The organism is Modestobacter versicolor, from assembly GCF_014195485.1.
In the GTDB taxonomy this organism is placed as follows: domain Bacteria; phylum Actinomycetota; class Actinomycetes; order Mycobacteriales; family Geodermatophilaceae; genus Modestobacter; species Modestobacter versicolor.
In genome coordinates this window covers 2,908,185-2,924,087 of sequence record NZ_JACIBU010000001.1, presented here as the reverse complement: position 1 = coordinate 2,924,087, position 15,903 = coordinate 2,908,185, and the positions used below count along the sequence as shown (strand labels likewise).

General features: G+C 76.8%; 17 protein-coding genes. 10 read left to right on the top strand and 7 right to left on the bottom strand.

From position 1 onward, the window contains the following. The first annotated feature begins 9 nt into the window (after positions 1 to 9). On the top strand, positions 10 to 756 hold the full coding sequence (locus FHX36_RS14260; RefSeq protein ID WP_183513840.1) for a zf-HC2 domain-containing protein: 747 nt from the start codon (positions 10 to 12) through the stop codon (positions 754 to 756). Position 757: 1 nt separating this feature from the next. On the opposite strand, the gene FHX36_RS14255 is transcribed toward FHX36_RS14260, so the two are convergent. The 3 genes from FHX36_RS14255 to FHX36_RS14245 all read right to left on the bottom strand — a co-directional run bounded on the left by FHX36_RS14255 (position 758) and on the right by FHX36_RS14245 (position 3,894). Further along, positions 758 to 1,690, bottom strand: coding sequence for an excalibur calcium-binding domain-containing protein (locus tag FHX36_RS14255; RefSeq protein WP_183513838.1), 933 nt, complete (start codon positions 1,688 to 1,690; stop codon positions 758 to 760). Positions 1,691 to 1,763: 73 nt separating this feature from the next. Beyond that, positions 1,764 to 2,996: an arginine deiminase gene (locus FHX36_RS14250; protein WP_110554306.1), complete on the bottom strand. Its 1,233-nt coding sequence runs from the start codon at positions 2,994 to 2,996 to the stop codon at positions 1,764 to 1,766. A gap of 43 nt (positions 2,997 to 3,039) precedes the next feature. Beyond that, the gene (locus tag FHX36_RS14245; protein ID WP_183513837.1) at positions 3,040 to 3,894 is read right to left on the bottom strand and encodes a hypothetical protein; all 855 of its coding nucleotides are present in this window, start codon (positions 3,892 to 3,894) and stop codon (positions 3,040 to 3,042) included. A gap of 189 nt (positions 3,895 to 4,083) precedes the next feature. Between FHX36_RS14245 and FHX36_RS14240 the strand changes: the two genes are divergently transcribed. From FHX36_RS14240 to FHX36_RS14215, 6 genes are read left to right on the top strand one after another with little or no spacing between them, the layout of a single operon-like run. Continuing rightward, on the top strand, positions 4,084 to 5,364 hold the full coding sequence (locus FHX36_RS14240; RefSeq protein WP_146251730.1) for a hypothetical protein: 1,281 nt from the start codon (positions 4,084 to 4,086) through the stop codon (positions 5,362 to 5,364). Continuing rightward, on the top strand, positions 5,361 to 6,110 hold the full coding sequence (locus tag FHX36_RS14235; protein ID WP_220036103.1) for a glycosyltransferase family 2 protein: 750 nt from the start codon (positions 5,361 to 5,363) through the stop codon (positions 6,108 to 6,110). The genes FHX36_RS14240 and FHX36_RS14235 overlap by 4 nt, the downstream gene beginning before the upstream one ends. Beyond that, a complete protein-coding gene (locus FHX36_RS14230; protein WP_183513836.1) occupies positions 6,107 to 6,946 on the top strand; it encodes a ChbG/HpnK family deacetylase in 840 nt (279 codons plus the stop codon). Before FHX36_RS14235 ends, FHX36_RS14230 begins: the two co-directional genes overlap by 4 nt. After that, positions 6,943 to 7,611, top strand: coding sequence for a methyltransferase domain-containing protein (locus tag FHX36_RS14225; protein WP_183513834.1), 669 nt, complete (start codon positions 6,943 to 6,945; stop codon positions 7,609 to 7,611). The genes FHX36_RS14230 and FHX36_RS14225 overlap by 4 nt, the downstream gene beginning before the upstream one ends. Continuing rightward, complete coding sequence (locus FHX36_RS14220; RefSeq protein ID WP_183513833.1) at positions 7,608 to 8,612, top strand: NAD-dependent epimerase/dehydratase family protein; 1,005 nt, start codon at positions 7,608 to 7,610, stop codon at positions 8,610 to 8,612. The genes FHX36_RS14225 and FHX36_RS14220 overlap by 4 nt, the downstream gene beginning before the upstream one ends. After that, positions 8,609 to 8,863, top strand: a complete 255-nt coding sequence (locus FHX36_RS14215) for a hypothetical protein (protein WP_110554446.1) — start codon at positions 8,609 to 8,611, stop codon at positions 8,861 to 8,863. The genes FHX36_RS14220 and FHX36_RS14215 overlap by 4 nt, the downstream gene beginning before the upstream one ends. A 15-nt stretch (positions 8,864 to 8,878) precedes the next feature. Here FHX36_RS14215 and FHX36_RS14210 read toward each other — a convergent pair whose 3' ends face one another. Both FHX36_RS14210 and FHX36_RS14205 read right to left on the bottom strand, forming a co-directional pair. Next, complete coding sequence (locus tag FHX36_RS14210; RefSeq protein WP_110554445.1) at positions 8,879 to 9,220, bottom strand: STAS domain-containing protein; 342 nt, start codon at positions 9,218 to 9,220, stop codon at positions 8,879 to 8,881. A 39-nt stretch (positions 9,221 to 9,259) separates the two neighbouring features. Continuing rightward, positions 9,260 to 10,963: an FAD-linked oxidase C-terminal domain-containing protein gene (locus tag FHX36_RS14205; RefSeq protein WP_183513832.1), complete on the bottom strand. Its 1,704-nt coding sequence runs from the start codon at positions 10,961 to 10,963 to the stop codon at positions 9,260 to 9,262. A 15-nt stretch (positions 10,964 to 10,978) separates the two neighbouring features. Here FHX36_RS14205 and FHX36_RS14200 point away from each other — a divergent pair, with 15 nt between their 5' ends. From FHX36_RS14200 to FHX36_RS14190, 3 genes are all read left to right on the top strand, one after another. Beyond that, a complete protein-coding gene (locus tag FHX36_RS14200) occupies positions 10,979 to 12,514 on the top strand; it encodes a glycerol-3-phosphate dehydrogenase/oxidase (RefSeq protein ID WP_343056618.1) in 1,536 nt (511 codons plus the stop codon). Between the two features lie 97 nt (positions 12,515 to 12,611). Beyond that, positions 12,612 to 13,262: a hypothetical protein gene (locus FHX36_RS14195; protein ID WP_110553025.1), complete on the top strand. Its 651-nt coding sequence runs from the start codon at positions 12,612 to 12,614 to the stop codon at positions 13,260 to 13,262. A gap of 26 nt (positions 13,263 to 13,288) precedes the next feature. Then, positions 13,289 to 14,095: a methyltransferase domain-containing protein gene (locus FHX36_RS14190; protein WP_110553026.1), complete on the top strand. Its 807-nt coding sequence runs from the start codon at positions 13,289 to 13,291 to the stop codon at positions 14,093 to 14,095. A 157-nt stretch (positions 14,096 to 14,252) separates the two neighbouring features. On the opposite strand, the gene FHX36_RS14185 is transcribed toward FHX36_RS14190, so the two are convergent. Continuing rightward, positions 14,253 to 14,585, bottom strand: a complete 333-nt coding sequence (locus FHX36_RS14185; RefSeq protein WP_110553027.1) for a TfoX/Sxy family protein — start codon at positions 14,583 to 14,585, stop codon at positions 14,253 to 14,255. Between the two features lie 38 nt (positions 14,586 to 14,623). Then, entirely contained in the window at positions 14,624 to 15,865 is a 1,242-nt protein-coding gene (locus tag FHX36_RS14180; protein WP_110553028.1) for an MFS transporter, read from the bottom strand. Positions 15,866 to 15,903: the final 38 nt, after the last annotated feature.

The following is a 15,903-nucleotide window of genomic DNA, read 5'->3' as shown; positions in this document are numbered from 1 at the left end:
TATGCCAGCGTGGGCTGTGCAACATGTCGTGAGGCCGTCTCGGCGACCCTGGACGGCGAGTCGCCCGGGGTGCCGCAGCGCTGGGTCGACGAGCACCTCGACGGGTGCCTCGCCTGCCGCGGCTGGGCGGAGGCCGCGGCCGAGGTGACCCGGCGGGCCCGCCTGGTGGTGGCGCAGCAGGTGCCCGACGTCACGGCCGCCGTGCTCGGCCGGCTGCCGGCGGTCCAGGTGCGCGGCCGCCGGCACTGGGTCGACGCCGTTCTGCGCGTCGCGCTGCTGGCCGTCGGTGCCGGGCAGCTCGCGGTGAGCCTGCCGGCCTTCGCCGGCGGCAGCATGCCCGCGCCGGTGCACCTCGCGCACGAGACCGGCGCCTGGAACCTCGGGCTGGCCGCGTGCTTCCTCGGGGTGGCGGTGCTGCCGCGGCTGGCGGCCGGCGCGCTGCCGTTCCTGCTCTCCTTCACCGCGGTGCTCAGCTGGGTCACCCTGCGCGACCTGGGCGCCGGGCACGTGCACGCCGACCGCGCCGTGGGCCACCTGCTGCTGCTCGGCGGTGCGCTGCTGGTCAGCGCGCTGGCGCTGCGCAACCGGGCACCCCGCACCGGGCCTGTCCGGGGGCGCCTGCAGTCGCCGGGCGCCTGGTGGACGGCGGTCCGGGACCGGGCCGGTGCCGGTCCGGCCGCGGCGGGACGGCAGTGGTCCACCGCCGTCCCGCCCGTGCTGCGCGCCGAGGCGCCCGAGGAGCGCGCGGCCGCCTGACTCAGCTGCGCCGGCGTCCGGCCCGCAGCAGACCGCTCCCGGCGGCGAGCAGCGCGGCCCCGCCGGCGAGCAGCGGGGTCAGCTCGACGCCGGTGTAGGCCAGCTGCCCGGCGCCGGTGCCGGTGGGCGACGTCGCCGTGTCCACCAGCGCCACCGCGGCGGCGTCCTCGCAGCCGATGCCGTCGCCGTCCGCGTCGAGCTCCGGCCGGTACCCCGGCTGGCCGGCGTACACCGGTGCCGCACCGGCGGCGCGGGCGGCGTCGCAGTTCTGGTAGCCGACCGGCTGGAGCGCCGGCTGGGTCCCCGGCGTCGGGACCGGCGTCGGGCCGACGCCCGGCGCCGGGAGGCCGATGGCGTTCCCCAGGCAGGCCAGGAAGGCCGGCAGCACCGCCGGGTCGAGCAGTCCCTGCAGCGCCGTGGGGTCGAGCAGGCCGGTGACCAGGCCGGGGTCGAGCGATGCCAGCTCGGTCAGGTCCGGGAGCCCCGGCACCTCGGGCTGCGGGAGCAGGGTGAAGCACTCCGCGATGGCCAGGCACTCGTCCCCGCCCGGCAGCCCGGCCTTCTCCAGAGCGTCCCCGCACGCCTCCCCGAGCGTGACCGGGTCCAGTGCCGGAGGAGCGGCGGCCGCCGGCCCGTCCGCGGGCTGCTCGGGCTCCGCTGCCGGCTGCGGCGAGGAGCCCGGCTGCGGCACCGGGACGACCGCGAGGCCCTCGACGAGCGGCGGCACCAGGTCGGCGGGGGTCTGCACTGGGGCCGGTGCCGGTGCGGCGGTGTCCTGGGGGAGCGGCAGCTCCAGCGGGAGCGCGTCGGTCACCCCGCCGGTCACCCCGCCGATCGCGTCGCTGATCGGGTCGGCGCCCGCCGGGCCGGACCAGACGAGCAGCACCCCCAGCGTGGCGAGCAGGGTGAGACATGTTCTCGTGGGTCCGGACATGGCGCCCCCAGTGGCGTCGACGGTGCGCGAGTGCACTCCTACCGACGGGTAGAACGAGGGCCGGACCGTTTCGTCACGCGGTCGGCAGCGGGTCCCGCAGCACCGGGCACGACATGCACCGCGGGCCGCCGCGCCCGCTGCCCAGCTCCGAGCCGGCGATCGCGACGACCTCGATCCCCGCGGCCTCCAGCGCGGCGTTGGTCACGGTGTTCCGCTCGTAGGCGACGGCCAGCCGGGGGGCCAGGGCCAGGGTGTTGTTGCCGTCGTCCCACTGCTCCCGCTCCGCGGTCACCGGGTCCAGCCCGGTGTCGATCACCCGCAGCCGGTCGATGCCCATCGCCGCGGCGGCCGCGATCAGGAAGGGCTGCGGCCCCTGCACCGACAGCTCGGTGGTGTCGGCGGCGTCGGGCAGCTCCGGGCCGGCGGTCACCGTCCAGGCCTGCAGGTGGTCGGCGACCGCGGGGTACATGACCAGGGCGTCGACGTCGACCATCGTGCAGATCGTGTCCAGGTGCATGGTGGCCCGCTCCTGGGCGATCGGGACGACGAGCACCGTGTGCGCCAGGCCGCGGGCGAAGACCCGCCGGGCCAGCCGCTCGGCACCGCCGGCCGTCGTCCGCTCGCCGACCCCGACGGCCAGCACACCCGGTGCGAGCAGCAGCACGTCGCCGCCCTCGAGGTGCTCCAGGTGCGCGCCGTACAGCTGCTCCACCCCGGCGAATCGCGGGTGGTGGGCGTACAGGGCAGCGGTCAGCGCGCTCTCCCGGTCGCGGGCGGGCATGGCCAGCGACGTGACGGCGACCTGCCCACCGACCCACACCGAGGAGTCCCGGGTGAACATCAGGTTGGGCAGTGGCGGGACGACGAACTCCCCGCGGGCCATCAGCTCGTAGGCCAGCCCGCGGCCGCCGCGCAGCTCGTCGTGGGCCACCCCGGCGATCAGGGCCGCGGCGAGGTCGTCGGGTGCGAGCCCCTCGAGGTGCGCGCTCGTGGCGTGCCGGAGCGTGGCGCCCAGCCGCGGGTCGTCGACGGCCTCGGCGATCACCTCGGCCCGCGCGGCCGGCACGGCCATCACCTCGGCGAGCAGCCGGTCCAGGTGCAGCACCTCGACGCCGCGCTCGGTCAGCGCCGCGGCGAACGCGTCGTGCTCCTCCTGCGCGCGGGCCACCCACGGCACGCCGTCGAAGAGCAGCTCGTCGTTGTTGCGCGGGGTGAGGCGGCGCAGCTCGGCGCCGGGGCGGTGCAGCAGCACCGTCCGCAGCCGGCCGACCTCGCTCGTCACGCCACAGGCGGTCGGGGTGATCATGGACCGAGCCTGCTGGATCCGGGCCGGACCGGCCAGCCCGGGGTCAGCCGTGCAGCGCGGGCTCCGGCTCCTCCGCGGCGGCCACGGCCTCGGGTGTGGCGAAGCGGGCGAGCAGCAGCGCGCTCCCCACGGTCACCACGAACCCGGCGACGGCCAGCCCGCCGAGGCCGTCGGCCGGCCGGTCGCCGACGGCCACGCCGAGCAGCGAGCCGAGCACCGCCTCGGTGGCGACCATCGTGGTCGAGACGGTCACCACGCTCCCGTGCTGCAGCGCCAGGGCCCCGGCCACCAGGCCGACCACCCCGGCGAGGCCGATCGCGTAGGCGCTGGGGTCGGACAGCACGCCGGGCACGGTGATCGGGCGCAGCACGCGCGCGCCCAGCGACAGCAGCCCGAACCCGCAGCCGGCGAGGACGGCCAGGGCGGCGCCGGTCGGCGCCGTCCCGGACCGGGCGAGGGCGAGGGTGACCGCGGCCAGCAGCACGGCGGCGCCCAGCACCGCCCACCGCACCCCGTCGGGGACCTCGGCCGGGCCCTGGGGTGCGGCGGCGAGCGCCACCGCGACCAGCCCGACGGCGACCCCGCCGAGCGCGCCGACCTCGTGGCGGCGCAGCCGGGTGCCGAGCAGGACGGCGGCGAGCACCGCCGTGACCCCGAGGCTCGAGGCGCGGCCGGCCTGGACGACGAAGAGCGGCAGCGCCCGGACGGCGACCAGGGAGAGCAGGAACCCGCCGCCGACCAGGGCGAGCCCGCCGACGTAGCGCGGGTCGCGGGCCAGGCCGCCGAGCAGCCCGGTGAGGCCGGTGCGCGCGGCCCGGGCCACCGCGGCGGCCTGCAGCACCGCGGCGGTGCCGTAGCAGAGCGCAGCCCCTGCCACGGCGAGCACTGCGAGCACCACGTGGTCCTCCTCCGACAGCCGGTCCGTCGGGCGATGGTGCCCCACGGAGGGCCCGGGCAGGGGGGTCGGCGGGCCGGCTCGGAGTCGCGGCCGACCACTCCGGTGCCGTGAGCACCACCAACCCCAGGTGTACCGGAACGGGACCGGCCCCGGCCTCCTGGTCACCTCGACGCCCTAGGGTGCGCCACTGTGACGTCGACTACCACCGGGCGGTGGGACGCGGTGCAGCGTCGGCTGCCCCTCGTCGCGGTGGGTGCCTTCGCCGTGATGGTCCTGCTGACCTCGGTGATCGCCTGGGTGGCGTTCCACTCGTACTCGCCCGAGCCGGACTTCCCGTTTCTGGACGGGCCGGGGTGGCTGGACGCCTGGTTCCACGGCGACTCCGGCTGGTACTACGGCATCGCTGCGGACGGCTACTGGTACGACCCGGGCTCGCAGTCGCCGATCGCCTTCTTCCCGGCGTACCCGCTCGTGGTCTACGGGGTCGGCCAGCTACTGGGCGAGGACTGGTCCACCGCCGCCGGGCTGGTCACGCTGGCCTCCGCCGCGGCGATGGTGGCGCTGTTCGCGGCCTGGGTGCGCACCCGGCTGCCGGCCCGCACGGCCGTGGTCGCCGTCGTCCTGCTGCTGGTCTACCCCTACAGCTTCTTCCTCTACGGCACCGGCTACAGCGACGCCCTGTTCATGCTGAGCGCGCTCGGCTCGTTCGCCCTGCTGGAGCGCCGGCACTACGTGCTCGCCGGCCTGGTGGGGATCCTGGCCACCGGTGGCCGGCCGGTGGGGATCGCGGTGCTGGTCGGGCTCGTCGTCCGTGCCGTCGAGATGATCGCCGAGGAGCGCGCCGCCCGCGCCGAGCGGCCGCTGGTGCTGGCCACCGGCGGGTCGGCGTCCGGGCCGCCCGCCGAGACCCGGCCGAGCGGACCGGTGCCGTGGCGGGACATGGTGGCCGCGGTGCCCTTCGTGCGCTGGCGGCAGGCGGCGCTGCTGGTGTCCGGCGCGGGCCTGGCCGGCTGGATGGTCTACCTCGGGGTGCGCTTCGGCGACCCGCTGGCGTTCGTCGCCGTCCAGGAGGCCCCGGGCTGGAACCAGGGGAGCGGCCCTTACACCTGGTTCAAGGTGGTCTTCCTGGGCACGCTGGTGAAGGGACTGTGGGCCAACATCGCGCTGCTGGTGCCCCAGGCCCTGGCCTGCCTGGTCGCCGTGCTGCTGCTGCGCACGGTGTGGCGCCGCTTCGGCTGGGGCTACGCGGCGTTCGCCGTGGTCACCCTGGCCATCCCCATCATCGGGACCAAGGACTTCATGGGCGCCGGCCGGTACGTGCTGTCGGCCTTCCCGGTGGTCGCGGCGGCCGCCGTGGTGCTGGTCGAGGGCCGCCGCCCCCGCTGGCTGCTGCCGGTCGTCCTCGTGGTGCTATCGATCGGTCTGTGCGTGGCGACCATCGCCTTCGCCCGTGGAGTGGAGGTCTCGTGAACGTGTCGCCGCAGGTGGAGCTGCTGTCGATCTTCTTCCCGATGTGGAACGAGGAGGACTACGTCGAGCGCGCCATCCGGGCCGCGGAGGACGAGTGCCAGCGGCTCGTCGGGCTCGGCGAGATCGCCGACTACGAGCTGGTCATCGTCGACGACTGCTCCACCGACCGGACGCCGGAGATCGCCGACGCCATCGCCGCCGCCGACCCGCACGTGCGGGTGGTGCACCACCCGGTCAACCGGGGCCTGGGCGGCAGCATCAAGACCGGCTTCGACTCCGTGCGCGGCGACGTCGTGCTCTACACCGACGCCGACCTGCCCTTCGAGATGCTCGAGCTGGGCCGGGCGCTGCGCGTGCTGCGCCACTACGAGGCGGACATGGTCAGCGCCTACCGGCTGGACCGGACGGGCGAGGGGCCGCGCCGCGCGGTGTACTCCTTCGTCTACAACTCGCTGGTGCAGGTGCTCTTCGGCACCCGGGTGCGGGACATCAACTTCGCCTTCAAGCTGGTCCGCCGGAAGGTGCTGGAGGCGGCCCGGCCGGTCAGCGAGGGCTCGTTCATCGACGCCGAGCTGGTGATCCGGGCGCAGCGGATGGGGTTCCACATCGTGCAGATCGGGGTCGACTACTTCCCGCGCACCCGCGGCATCTCCACCCTCTCCTCCCCGGCGGTCATCCGCCGGATGCTCACCGAGATGCGGGAGCTGCGGTCCGACCTGGCCGCGCTGGGGCCGGCCGAGCGATGAGCCGGCTGCTGGTGGTCAACGCCGACGACATGGGGTTGACCCCCGGCGTCTGCCGCGCGGTGCTGCGCGGGCACACCGAGGGGGTCGTGACGTCGACGTCGGTGCTCGCCGTGGGCGCCGCCTTCGACGACGCCGCGGCCCGGCTCCGCGACGCCCCCGGGCTCGCCGTCGGTGCCCACCTGGCGATCGTGGGGGAGGACCGGCCGCTGCTGTCGGCCGCCGAGGTGCCCACGCTGGTCGACCGGTCCGGGCACTTCCCGCTCAGCTACCGCACGGTCGTGGCCCGCGGCGCGGCCGGCCGGATCGACCCCGACGACGTCCGCCGCGAGTTCACCGCCCAGCTGGAGGCGGTGCGCGGGATCGGTGTCCCGGTCACCCACCTGGACACCCACCAGCACACGCACCTCTGGCCGGCGGTGGCCGAGGTCGTCGTCGAGCTGGCCACCGCGGCCGGGGTGCCCGCCGTGCGGCTGCCCACCAGCCGCAGCCGGGGGCCGGTGGGCGTCGGCGTGCGGCTGCTCTCCCGCCGGCTGGGGGCCCGGTTGCGCCGGGCCGGGCTCGGCACCACCGCCGACTACGCCGGGCTCGACGAGTCCGGCGCGCTGGACCAGGCCCGGTTCGGTGCGACCCTGCGCCGGCTGGCGGCGAGCGGCGCCGCGTCGGCCGAGGTCAACACGCACCCGGGCGAGCCCGGCGAGACGGCGCTGGAGCGGTTCGGCTGGGGCTTCCGGTGGGGCGACGAGCTGGCCATGCTGACCGCGCCGGCCACCCGCGAGCTGATCGCCGCGCTGGGCTACCGGCTGGGCTCCTTCGCCGACCTGGCGGGTGCCCGGTGAGCCGCTGGCCCGACCGCGCCGCGCGCGCCGCGCTCGCGAGCTACCGCGGCGCGCCGCCCGCCGACCGGCTGCACGTGCTGGTCCGCTGGCTGAGCTGCCCCTTCCCGCCGGTCGTCGACGTGCTGCCGCGGACCGGCCGGGTGCTGGAGGTCGGCTGCGGGCACGGGCTGTTCAGCGCCTACGCCGCCCAGTGCCTGCCCGGCGTGACGGTGCACGGCGTGGACATCGACGCGGAGAAGGTGGCGGTCGCGGCGGCCGCGGCCGGGTCCTCGCCGCGGCTGGGGTTCGCGGTCGCCGAGTCCGGCGTGCTGCCGGCCGGGCCGTGGGACGCCGTCGTCCTGGTCGACGTGCTGTACCTGCTGGACGAACCGGGCCAACGGGCCCTGCTCGAGTCGTGCGCGGCGCTGCTGGCCCCCGGAGGTGTGCTCGTGGTCAAGGACATGTCCACCCGACCGCGGTGGAAGGCGCGGGTCAACCGCCTGCAGGAGACGGTGTCGGTGCGGGTGCTGCGGATCACCGCCGGGTCGGCGGAGTTCGCCTTCGTCGAGCCGGACGAGCGGGCCCGTTGGATGCGAGCCGCCGGCCTGACCGGTGTGCGCGCCCGGCGGCTGGACCGCGGCCGGGCCCACCCGCACCACGTGCTCGTCGGCGAGGTGGCGGCGTGAGCGGGCGCCCGCCGGTCGCGGTCACCGGCGGCGCGGGCTTCATCGGCTCGCACGTCACCACCGCCCTGGTGGCCGCCGGCCACCCGGTGCTCGTGGTCGACGACCTGTCCACCGGGCGGGCGGCCAACCTCGCCGGGGTGCGCGACGAGGTGGAGCTGCTGGAGGCCGACGTCGCCGACCCGGGCCTGTCCCGGCAGCTGCGCGCGTTCGGCGCGACCGTGGTCTGCCACCTGGCCGCCGCGATCGACGTCCGCGCCTCGGTCGCCGACCCGGTCACCGACGCGCAGCGCAACGTGGTGGGCACCGTGGCGGTGCTGCAGGCGGCGGTCGACGCCGGGGTCGGCAAGGTCGTGTTCGCCTCCTCCGGCGGGTCGGTCTACGGGTCGGCGACCCCGCCGCCGGTGCCGGAGACGGCCCCGCTCGCGCCGGAGTCGCCCTACGCGGCGAGCAAGGCGGCGGCCGAGCTCTGGTTCGCCACCTTCCGGCGGCTGCACGGGCTGCGCTGGACGGCGCTCGCGCTGGCCAACGTCTACGGCCCGCGGCAGGACCCGGCCGGGGAGGCCGGCGTGATCTCGCTGTTCGCCGACCGGCTGCTCGCCGGGGAGCCGACCACGATCTACGGCGACGGCAGCCAGACCCGCGACTTCGTGCACGCCGCCGACGTGGCGGCGGCCTTCCGCGTGGCCTGCGGCCCGGTCGGCGACGACCGCCGGATCAACATCGGCACCGGCGTGGAGACGACGGTGCGCGAGCTGCACACGGTGCTGGCCGGCCTCTGCGGCGCACCGGACCAGCCCCGCACCGCGCCCGCGCGGGCCGGTGAGCTGCACCGCTCGGCGCTGGACGCCGGCCTGGCCCGGCAGCTGCTGGGCTGGGCGCCGGCGATCGGGCTGGCCGACGGGCTGGCCGGGACCGTCGACTGGATCCGCAGCACCACGCCGGCCCGGCTGGCCGGTGCGGGGCAGGCCGCTGCGGCCGCCCGTGGTCCACTACGGCCGTGAGCCGTCCTGACCCCACCCCGAGCCCCGACACCCCGGCCGGTCCGCCGCGCTGGCTGCTCGTGATGCTGGCCGCCGGGCTGTCGCTGCTGGTCGCGGCGCTGCTGGTGCTGCTGCTGGGCGTGGTCGGGGTGGACCGGATCAACGGGGTGGTGTTCGTCGTCGTCCTGGTGGTGGCGGCGCTGGTCGGCGGCTGGCTGGTGCGGCTGCTCGCCCCCCGGTTGCCGGCCGTGCGCCGGCCGCCGCGGGCCTGACCCGGGGGCGCCGGCTCAGGCGGTGGTGGGCGTGCCGTCCGGTCGGGGCAGCAGCTGGGACAGCCCGGCGCGGACCAGCACCGGCCGCAGGTGCTCGGGCAGGGCCACCAGCGCGAGCTCACCGCCCTGGCGGCGCGGCTTGCGGGCCAGGTGCACCAGCAGCTCGAGCCCGGCGGCGTCCAGGGTGGTGACCGCGCCCAGGTCGGCCCGCGGCGGCCAGGAGGCCGGTGGGACGAGCCGCCGGAAGCGGCGGACCGCCTCGCGGTCGATGGACCCGTGGAACCGGAGCACCGGCCCGTCGGCGTCCTCCGCCCGGACGATCGCGCCCCCGGCTGCAGGATCGGTGCCGGTGGACATGGGTACTTCCGTACCCGAGCTGAGCTGCCGAAACGCCGGTCAGTCGGGCAGCAGCACCCCGGGGTTGCAGATGCCCTGCGGGTCCAGGCGCTGCTTGACGGTGCGCAGCACGTCCACGCCGAGGGGCCCGACCTCCTGGGCGAGCCACGGCCGGTGGTCGACGCCGACGGCGTGGTGGTGGGTGAGCGTGCCCCCCGCGGCCAGCAGCGCGTCGGTCGCCGCCCGCTTCGCGGTCAGCCACTGCTGGATGGGCAGGTCGTCGTCCCGGTCGGCCAGCACCGTGACGTACAGCGAGGCGCCGGTCGGGTAGCCGTGCGAGACGTGGGTCATCACCAGCGGCCGGCGTCCGGGGGCGGTGAGCGCCCCGCGCAGCGCCTTGCGGACGGCGTCGTACACCGCGGGCAGCGCCGTCCAGGTGGCCGCGGTCTCCAGCGTCTCCACCAGCAGGCCGGTGTCCAGCAGCCGGTCGCGCAGGTAGGGCGCGGCGAACCGGTGGTGCACCCAGGACTCGCCGACCCGCCGCCCCAGCCGCACGGCACCGCCGTCGCGGAGCACCGAGTAGGCCGCCGACCGGCGGGCGCGCACGATCGTGGGCAGGCCCTCCCAGCCGACCACCAGCAGGCAGCCGTCACCGTGCCGGCGGGCCCGCAGCGAGCCGCGCAGCGCCCGGGCCCCCACCCCGGCGGCGTTGCGCAGGTTGGCCCGGGTCTCGTCGGGGTCGGACAGCCGGACGACGTCGGGCAGCAGGTCGTGCCGGGCCAGCCGCTGCAGGGTGGCGAGCCCGCCGGCCCAGCTGCGGAACGACCAGCCCTCGTAGCGCGTCGTGCGCGGGGCGGGCCGTACCCGGAGCCGCAGCTCGGTGATCACCCCGAGGGTCCCCTCCGAGCCCAGCGCCAGGCCCAGCAGGTCCGGACCGGCCGCGGACGCCGGCGGCGACCCCAGCTCCAGCACGCCGGACGGCGTGGCGAGCGTGAGCCCGGCGACCAGGTCGTCGAAGCGGCCGACGCCGGTCGAGGACTGCCCGGCCGAGCGGGTGGCCGCGTAGCCGCCCATGGTCGCGAACTCCCAGCTCTGCGGCAGGTGGCCGAAGGTCAGGCCCTCGGCGGCCAGCGCCTCCTCCAGCGCCGGGCCGCGCAGCCCCGGCCCCACGGTGACCAGCGAGGACGGCACGTCGATCGCGTGCACGGCGCTCATCCGCCGGAGGTCGACCGCGACCACCGGGCGGTCGTCGACGTCGGTGCCGGCCAGCCCGCCGACCACGCTGGTGCCCCCGCCGAACGGGACGACGACCACGCCGTGCTCGCTGCAGGTGCGCAGCACGGCGACGACGTCCTCGGTGCTGCCCGGGCTGAGCACGGCGTCCGGTGCGTCGCTGGCGTCCCCGGACCGGCGGCGGAGCAGGTCCAGGTAGCTCTTGCCGCCGGCGTGGGCGAGCCGGGTCTGCCGGTCGTCGGCGACCGCGTCCTCGCCCAGCAGCGCGACGAACCGGGCGCGGGTCAGCGCCGGCAGCCGGGAGGGCGCCAGCCGGATCTCCCGGACCGGGACCGGCGGGGTCGCGCGGGGGGTCCAGCCCAGCTCGCGCGCCAGGTGCCTGCGGGCGGCCTTGGGCAGCACCGCGCGCAGGTCGGGGTCGGGGGTCAGCTCGAGGACGCCGTCCTCGCCGCCCTCCCCGGCGGTCACCCGCGCGACCCGGGCCGCTGAGGGGCCCCAGCCCTGGACCGTGAGTTCTGGGAGCTCTGCCACGGCTACAGTCTGCCGGTGCCCGAGCGCCGCTCGACGGACCTCCGCCTGCCCGGGGTGCTCGACGCCGGCCGGCGGGCCCGGGACCTCGAGGCACTCGCCGCGCACGGCGTCGACGTGCTGGTCGTCGGCGGGGGCGTCACCGGCGCCGGGGTCGCGCTGGACGCCGCCGCGCGCGGGCTGACCGTGGCGCTGTGCGAGCGCACCGACCTCGCGGCCGGCACCAGCCGCTGGTCGTCGAAGCTGGTGCACGGCGGGCTGCGCTACCTCGCCCACGGCGAGATCGGGCTGGCCCGGGAGAGCGCCCGCGAGCGCGCCGTCCTGATGGGCGTCACCGCGCCGCACCTGGTCCGCCCGCTGCCGTTCCTGGTACCGGACGTCGCCGGCCGCGACGTCACCGCGCTGGCCGAGCTCGGTGGCCGGCTGGGCGACGCCGTCCGGGTCTCCGTGCCGGGCGGGCGCCGGTCGCTGCCGGGCACGGCGCGGGTCACGGCGGAGACGGTGTCCCGGCTGGTGCCGGCCGTGCGGCCGGGCCGGGGCGGCGTCGTCTTCTGGGACGGCCAGCTGGTGGACGACGCCCGGCTGGTGGTCACCCTCGCGCGCACCGCCGCCGCCTTCGGTGCCCGGGTGCTCACCGGGGCGACGGTGACCGGGGTCGACGGGGAGCAGGTGTCGCTGCACGTCGACGGCGCCGCGGTGACCGTGCGGGCGGGGGTGGTGGTCAACGCGGCCGGGGTGTGGGCGCAGCAGCTCGCGCCCGGCGTCCGGCTGGTGCCCTCCCGCGGGTCGCACCTGGTGGTGCCGGCCGCCCTGCTGGGGTCGCCGGCCGCGGCGCTCACCGTGCCGCTGCCGGGGTCGCGGTCGCGCTACGTCTTCGCGCTGCCGCAGGGGCGCGGGCTGGTGTACCTGGGCATCACCGACGAGCCGGTGACCGGGCCGGTGCCCGACGACGACCCGGTGCCCAGCCCGGCGGAGGTCGAGCAGCTGCTGGCCACGGTCAACCAGGTGCTCGGCGTCCCGCTGGTGCCGGGTGACCTGGTCGGCGCCTACGCCGGGCTGCGGCCGCTGGTGCTGCCGGAGTCGGCGGGCACCGTCCCCGGCGACGCGACCGCCGACCTGTCCCGCCGGCACCTGCTCCGCTGGGACGGGCCGGTGCTGACCCTGGTCGGCGGGAAGCTGACCACCTACCGGGCGATGGCCGCCGAGGCCGGGGACGCCGTCGTCGCGCGGCTGGGCCGGGGCGCGCGCCGTTCCCCCACCGACCGGTTGCCGCTGGTGGGTGCCGCCCCGGCCCGCGCGCTGGCCCGGGTCGACGCCCCCGCGCGGCTGGTGCACCGGTACGGGACGGAGGCGCCGGTGGTCGCGGGGCTCGGGGGGGAGCCGGTGGTCGAGGGTCGTCCGGAGACGGTGGGGGAGCTGAGGTTCGCGGTGCTCGCCGAGGGGGCGAGGTCGGTGGCCGACCTGCTGGACCGGCGGACCAGGATCGGCCTGGTGACGGCCGAGCGGGCCGCCGCCACCGGCCTCGCGGAGGCCGTCCTCGCCCACCGGGGCTGAGCGTTCCGGGTTGACCTTCGGCCCCCGCTGCCGAAGACAGTTGGGCGGCGGGACGAAGGCGATGACCCGCTGCCGGACGAGGGCGGGAGGTGGCGGCATGAGCCTGCCGAGCGGGCACGGACCGGCCCCGGCGACGGCGGCGGCCGGCACGGCGTGGTGGCTGGTCGACGTGGACTCGCGCGTGGTGGCGGGGCCCTTCGGCAGCCGGGTGGACGCCGCCCTGGCCGAGCTCTCCTCCTCCCCGCGGGACGAGCTGGACGTGCTCGTCCCCGCGCACGGCACCCGCCGGGACGACGGCACGCTGGCGCCGCGCTTCTCCCCGGACGACCGGGCCTGGCTGGCCCACCTGTCCGAGCAGCTGGACCGGCTCGCCGACGACTGGGACGCGCTGATCGACGACGCCGACCCGCTCACCGGGCTGGTCTGCGAGATCGCCGCCGCGGTGGCCGAGGCCGGGCTGCCGCTGCACGACTGCGCCGGGCGCACCCCGAGCCGCCAGCTCGGCGGGGTCTGCCTGACACCCGCGCCGGGCGAGCAGGGGGTGCTCGTCACCTGGACCCAGCACGACCGGATGGCGCTCGGCCGGGTGCGCGGGCACGCCGCCGACCTGGCCGCCCAGCAGGTGATGAACCACGCGGTGGCCGGCGTGCTCACCGCGTTCGGCTTCCTGGTCGAGCCGTTCGGTGAGGCCTCCGGGCACGTCGTGCGCGGCGCGGACGACACCCCTGGTCTCACTGCTTGGGACTGACTTCCCACTGAGTGGACTCGTCGGCCATGATCGTCGGTGTGGACACCTACACGCACGGCCACACCGACGCCGTCCTGCAGTCGCACCGCTGGCGCACCGTCGCCAACTCCGCCGGGTACCTGGCTCCGCAGCTGCGCCCCGGCCTCGACCTGCTCGACGTGGGCTGTGGGCCGGGCACGCTCACCGTCGACCTGGCGGCGCGGGTAGCCCCCGGGCGGATCGTCGGGCTGGATGTCTCGGCGGCCCCGCTGGGTGAGGCCCGCGAGCTGGCCGAGCGCTCGGGCGTCGCCGTCGAGTTCGGCGTGGGTGACGTCTACGCCCTGGACGCCCCGGACGACTCCTTCGACGTCGTGCACGCCCACCAGGTGCTGCAGCACCTGACCGACCCGGTGGCCGCGCTGCGCGAGATGGCCCGGGTCTGCCGTCCCGGTGGCCTGGTCGCCGTCCGCGACGTCGACTACGCCGCGACCACCTGGTTCCCCACGTCCCCGGGCCTGGACCGGTGGCTGGACCTCTACGGCCGCGTCGCCCGGCGCAACGACGCCGAGCCCGACGCCGGCCGGCGGCTGGTGTCCTGGGCGCACGCCGCCGGGCTGCGCGACCTCACCGCCACGACGTCGGCCTGGTGCTACGCCTCCCCGGCCGAGCGCGAGTGGTGGGGCACCTCCTGGGCCGGCCGGGCGACCGGGTCGGCGTTCGCCGAGCAGGCGGTGGCCTACGGGCTGGCGTCGGCGGCCGAGCTGGACGCGATCGCCGCGGCCTGGCTGGAGTGGGCCGCCGCGGACGACGGCTGGCTCGGCATGCTGCACGGCGAGCTGCTCATCCAGGTGTGACGCCGCTCCTGCCCGAAGACGGCCATCTCTGGGGTGCTCCGGGCCCCGAAGATGCCCATCTTCGGGGCGTGCAGTGCACGCTCCCCGTGCGCGTTGCCCGTGCAGCAGCACGTGCGATGCGGACGGAGAGCGTGCAACGCGGGAAGCAGGCGGCCGATCAGCGGGCGGGGAGGCTCCGGGCGACGTCGCGGCCGATCGCGACCCAGCGGCGCAGCGCGTCCTCGTCGTCCACGACGTCGGCGGAGACCCGCAGCCAGCCGTCCATCTCCCGGCCGCGCATGACCATCCGCTCGACCCCGTCGGCGGCGACCAGCTCCTCGGTCGCGCCCCGGTCGCAGCGCACCATCAGCCCGCCCTTGCCGCTCACGGCCACCGCCATCGAACCGCCGACCAGGAACGCCAGCCCGCCGAACATCGCCTTCTCCGTCACGCCCGGCTCGGTGGAGAGGGCGGCGCGCAGCCGGTCGGCGAGCTCCTGGTCGTAGGCCATGCGGCAGCGTCCCGCGATCCCTCCGCCGTCGGCAAGGGTCAGGCGGCCACCGGCTGCTCGTCGGCGTGCGCGATGTGCCGCAGCGACCGCCAGATGAGCACGACGAACACCGCCGAGCCGGCGAAGGCGAACCAGAACGGCGCCGTCACCCCGCTGTGCTGGGCCAGCACCCCGCCGATGCCCGACCCGACGACCAGGCCGCCGTAGACGCCGACGACGTTGACGCTGCCCACCCGGCCCTGCAGCTCCTGCGGCACGGCGCGCTGCCGGACGGCGACCGACGTCGTCCCCCAGATGAAGGCGTGCGCGCCGAACACGAAGAAGACCGGCAGCGCGACCCACGGGCTGGAGGTGAGCGCCAGCGCCAGGTGGGTGAGGGTCTCGACGACCAGGCCGACCCGCATCAGGTCGCTGAGGCTGATCCGGCGGGTGATCCAGCCGTAGGCGAGGCTCCCGGCGATGCCCCCGACGGCGCCGACCGTGGTCACCAGCCCGAAGCCGACCTCGCCCAGGCCGAGCCGCTCGGTGGCGTAGAGCACCAGCACCGACCAGGCCGCGCCGAAGGTGACGTTGAAGATCGTGATGGTCAGCACCAGGGTGCGGACGGCGGGGTGCGCGACCGCCCAGCGCAGCCCCTCGGCGATGTCGTGCCGCAGCGCGCGCCGCGGGCCGGTGCTGGGCGCGCGGGCGGGCAGCACGATCCGGGTGACCAGCACCGCCCCGAGCGCGATGACCACCGCCTGCACCCCCAGCGCCCAGGCGGCGCCGACGGTGAACAGGGCCGCCCCGAGCGGTGGCCCGGCGAGCTGGTTGACCGTGATGAAGCCGGTCTGCAGCCGGGAGTTGGCGATCGCCAGGTCGTCCCGGGCCACCAGCATCGGCACCAGGGTCTGCGAGCTGTTGTCGGCGAACACCTCGGCGGTGGCCAGCAGGAACAGCGCGGCCAGCACGGCGACGATGGACACCCGGTCGGTCGCCACCGCGAGGGTCAGCACGGCCAGGACGACGGCGCGCGCGACGTCCACGGTGACAACGATCAGCCGCCGGTCCAGCCGGTCGGTGAGCGCGCCGGCGAGCAGCCCGAACAGCAGCGGCGGCAGCCACTGCACGGTCGCGGCGAGGGCGACCAGCAGGGCGTCGCCGGTCAGCGAGGCCACCAGCAGCGGCCCGGCGGCCAGCGCGATCCCGTCGCCGAGCTGGGAGATCCAGGACGACGCCAGCAGCCACCGGAAGCCGGTGCCCAGCCGCGCCGGGACGAGGGTCTCAGCGATGCGGCTCACGAGGACAGGACCTTAGCCGGGCTCCGGACCGGGGTCGT

What these genes read in the sequence shown, in the direction of transcription:
- FHX36_RS14185 (WP_110553027.1), bottom strand. Translation starts at nt 14,585, where the DNA reads ATGGCCTACGACCAGGAGCTCGCCGACCGGCTGCGCGCCGCCCTCTCC.
- FHX36_RS14250 (WP_110554306.1), bottom strand. Translation starts at nt 2,996, where the DNA reads ATGATCACCCCGACCGCCTGTGGCGTGACGAGCGAGGTCGGCCGGCTG.
- FHX36_RS14190 (WP_110553026.1), top strand. Translation starts at nt 13,289, where the DNA reads ATGATCGTCGGTGTGGACACCTACACGCACGGCCACACCGACGCCGTC.
- FHX36_RS14195 (WP_110553025.1), top strand. Translation starts at nt 12,612, where the DNA reads ATGAGCCTGCCGAGCGGGCACGGACCGGCCCCGGCGACGGCGGCGGCC.
- FHX36_RS14230 (WP_183513836.1), top strand. Translation starts at nt 6,107, where the DNA reads ATGAGCCGGCTGCTGGTGGTCAACGCCGACGACATGGGGTTGACCCCC.
- FHX36_RS14255 (WP_183513838.1), bottom strand. Translation starts at nt 1,690, where the DNA reads ATGTCCGGACCCACGAGAACATGTCTCACCCTGCTCGCCACGCTGGGG.
- FHX36_RS14210 (WP_110554445.1), bottom strand. Translation starts at nt 9,220, where the DNA reads ATGTCCACCGGCACCGATCCTGCAGCCGGGGGCGCGATCGTCCGGGCG.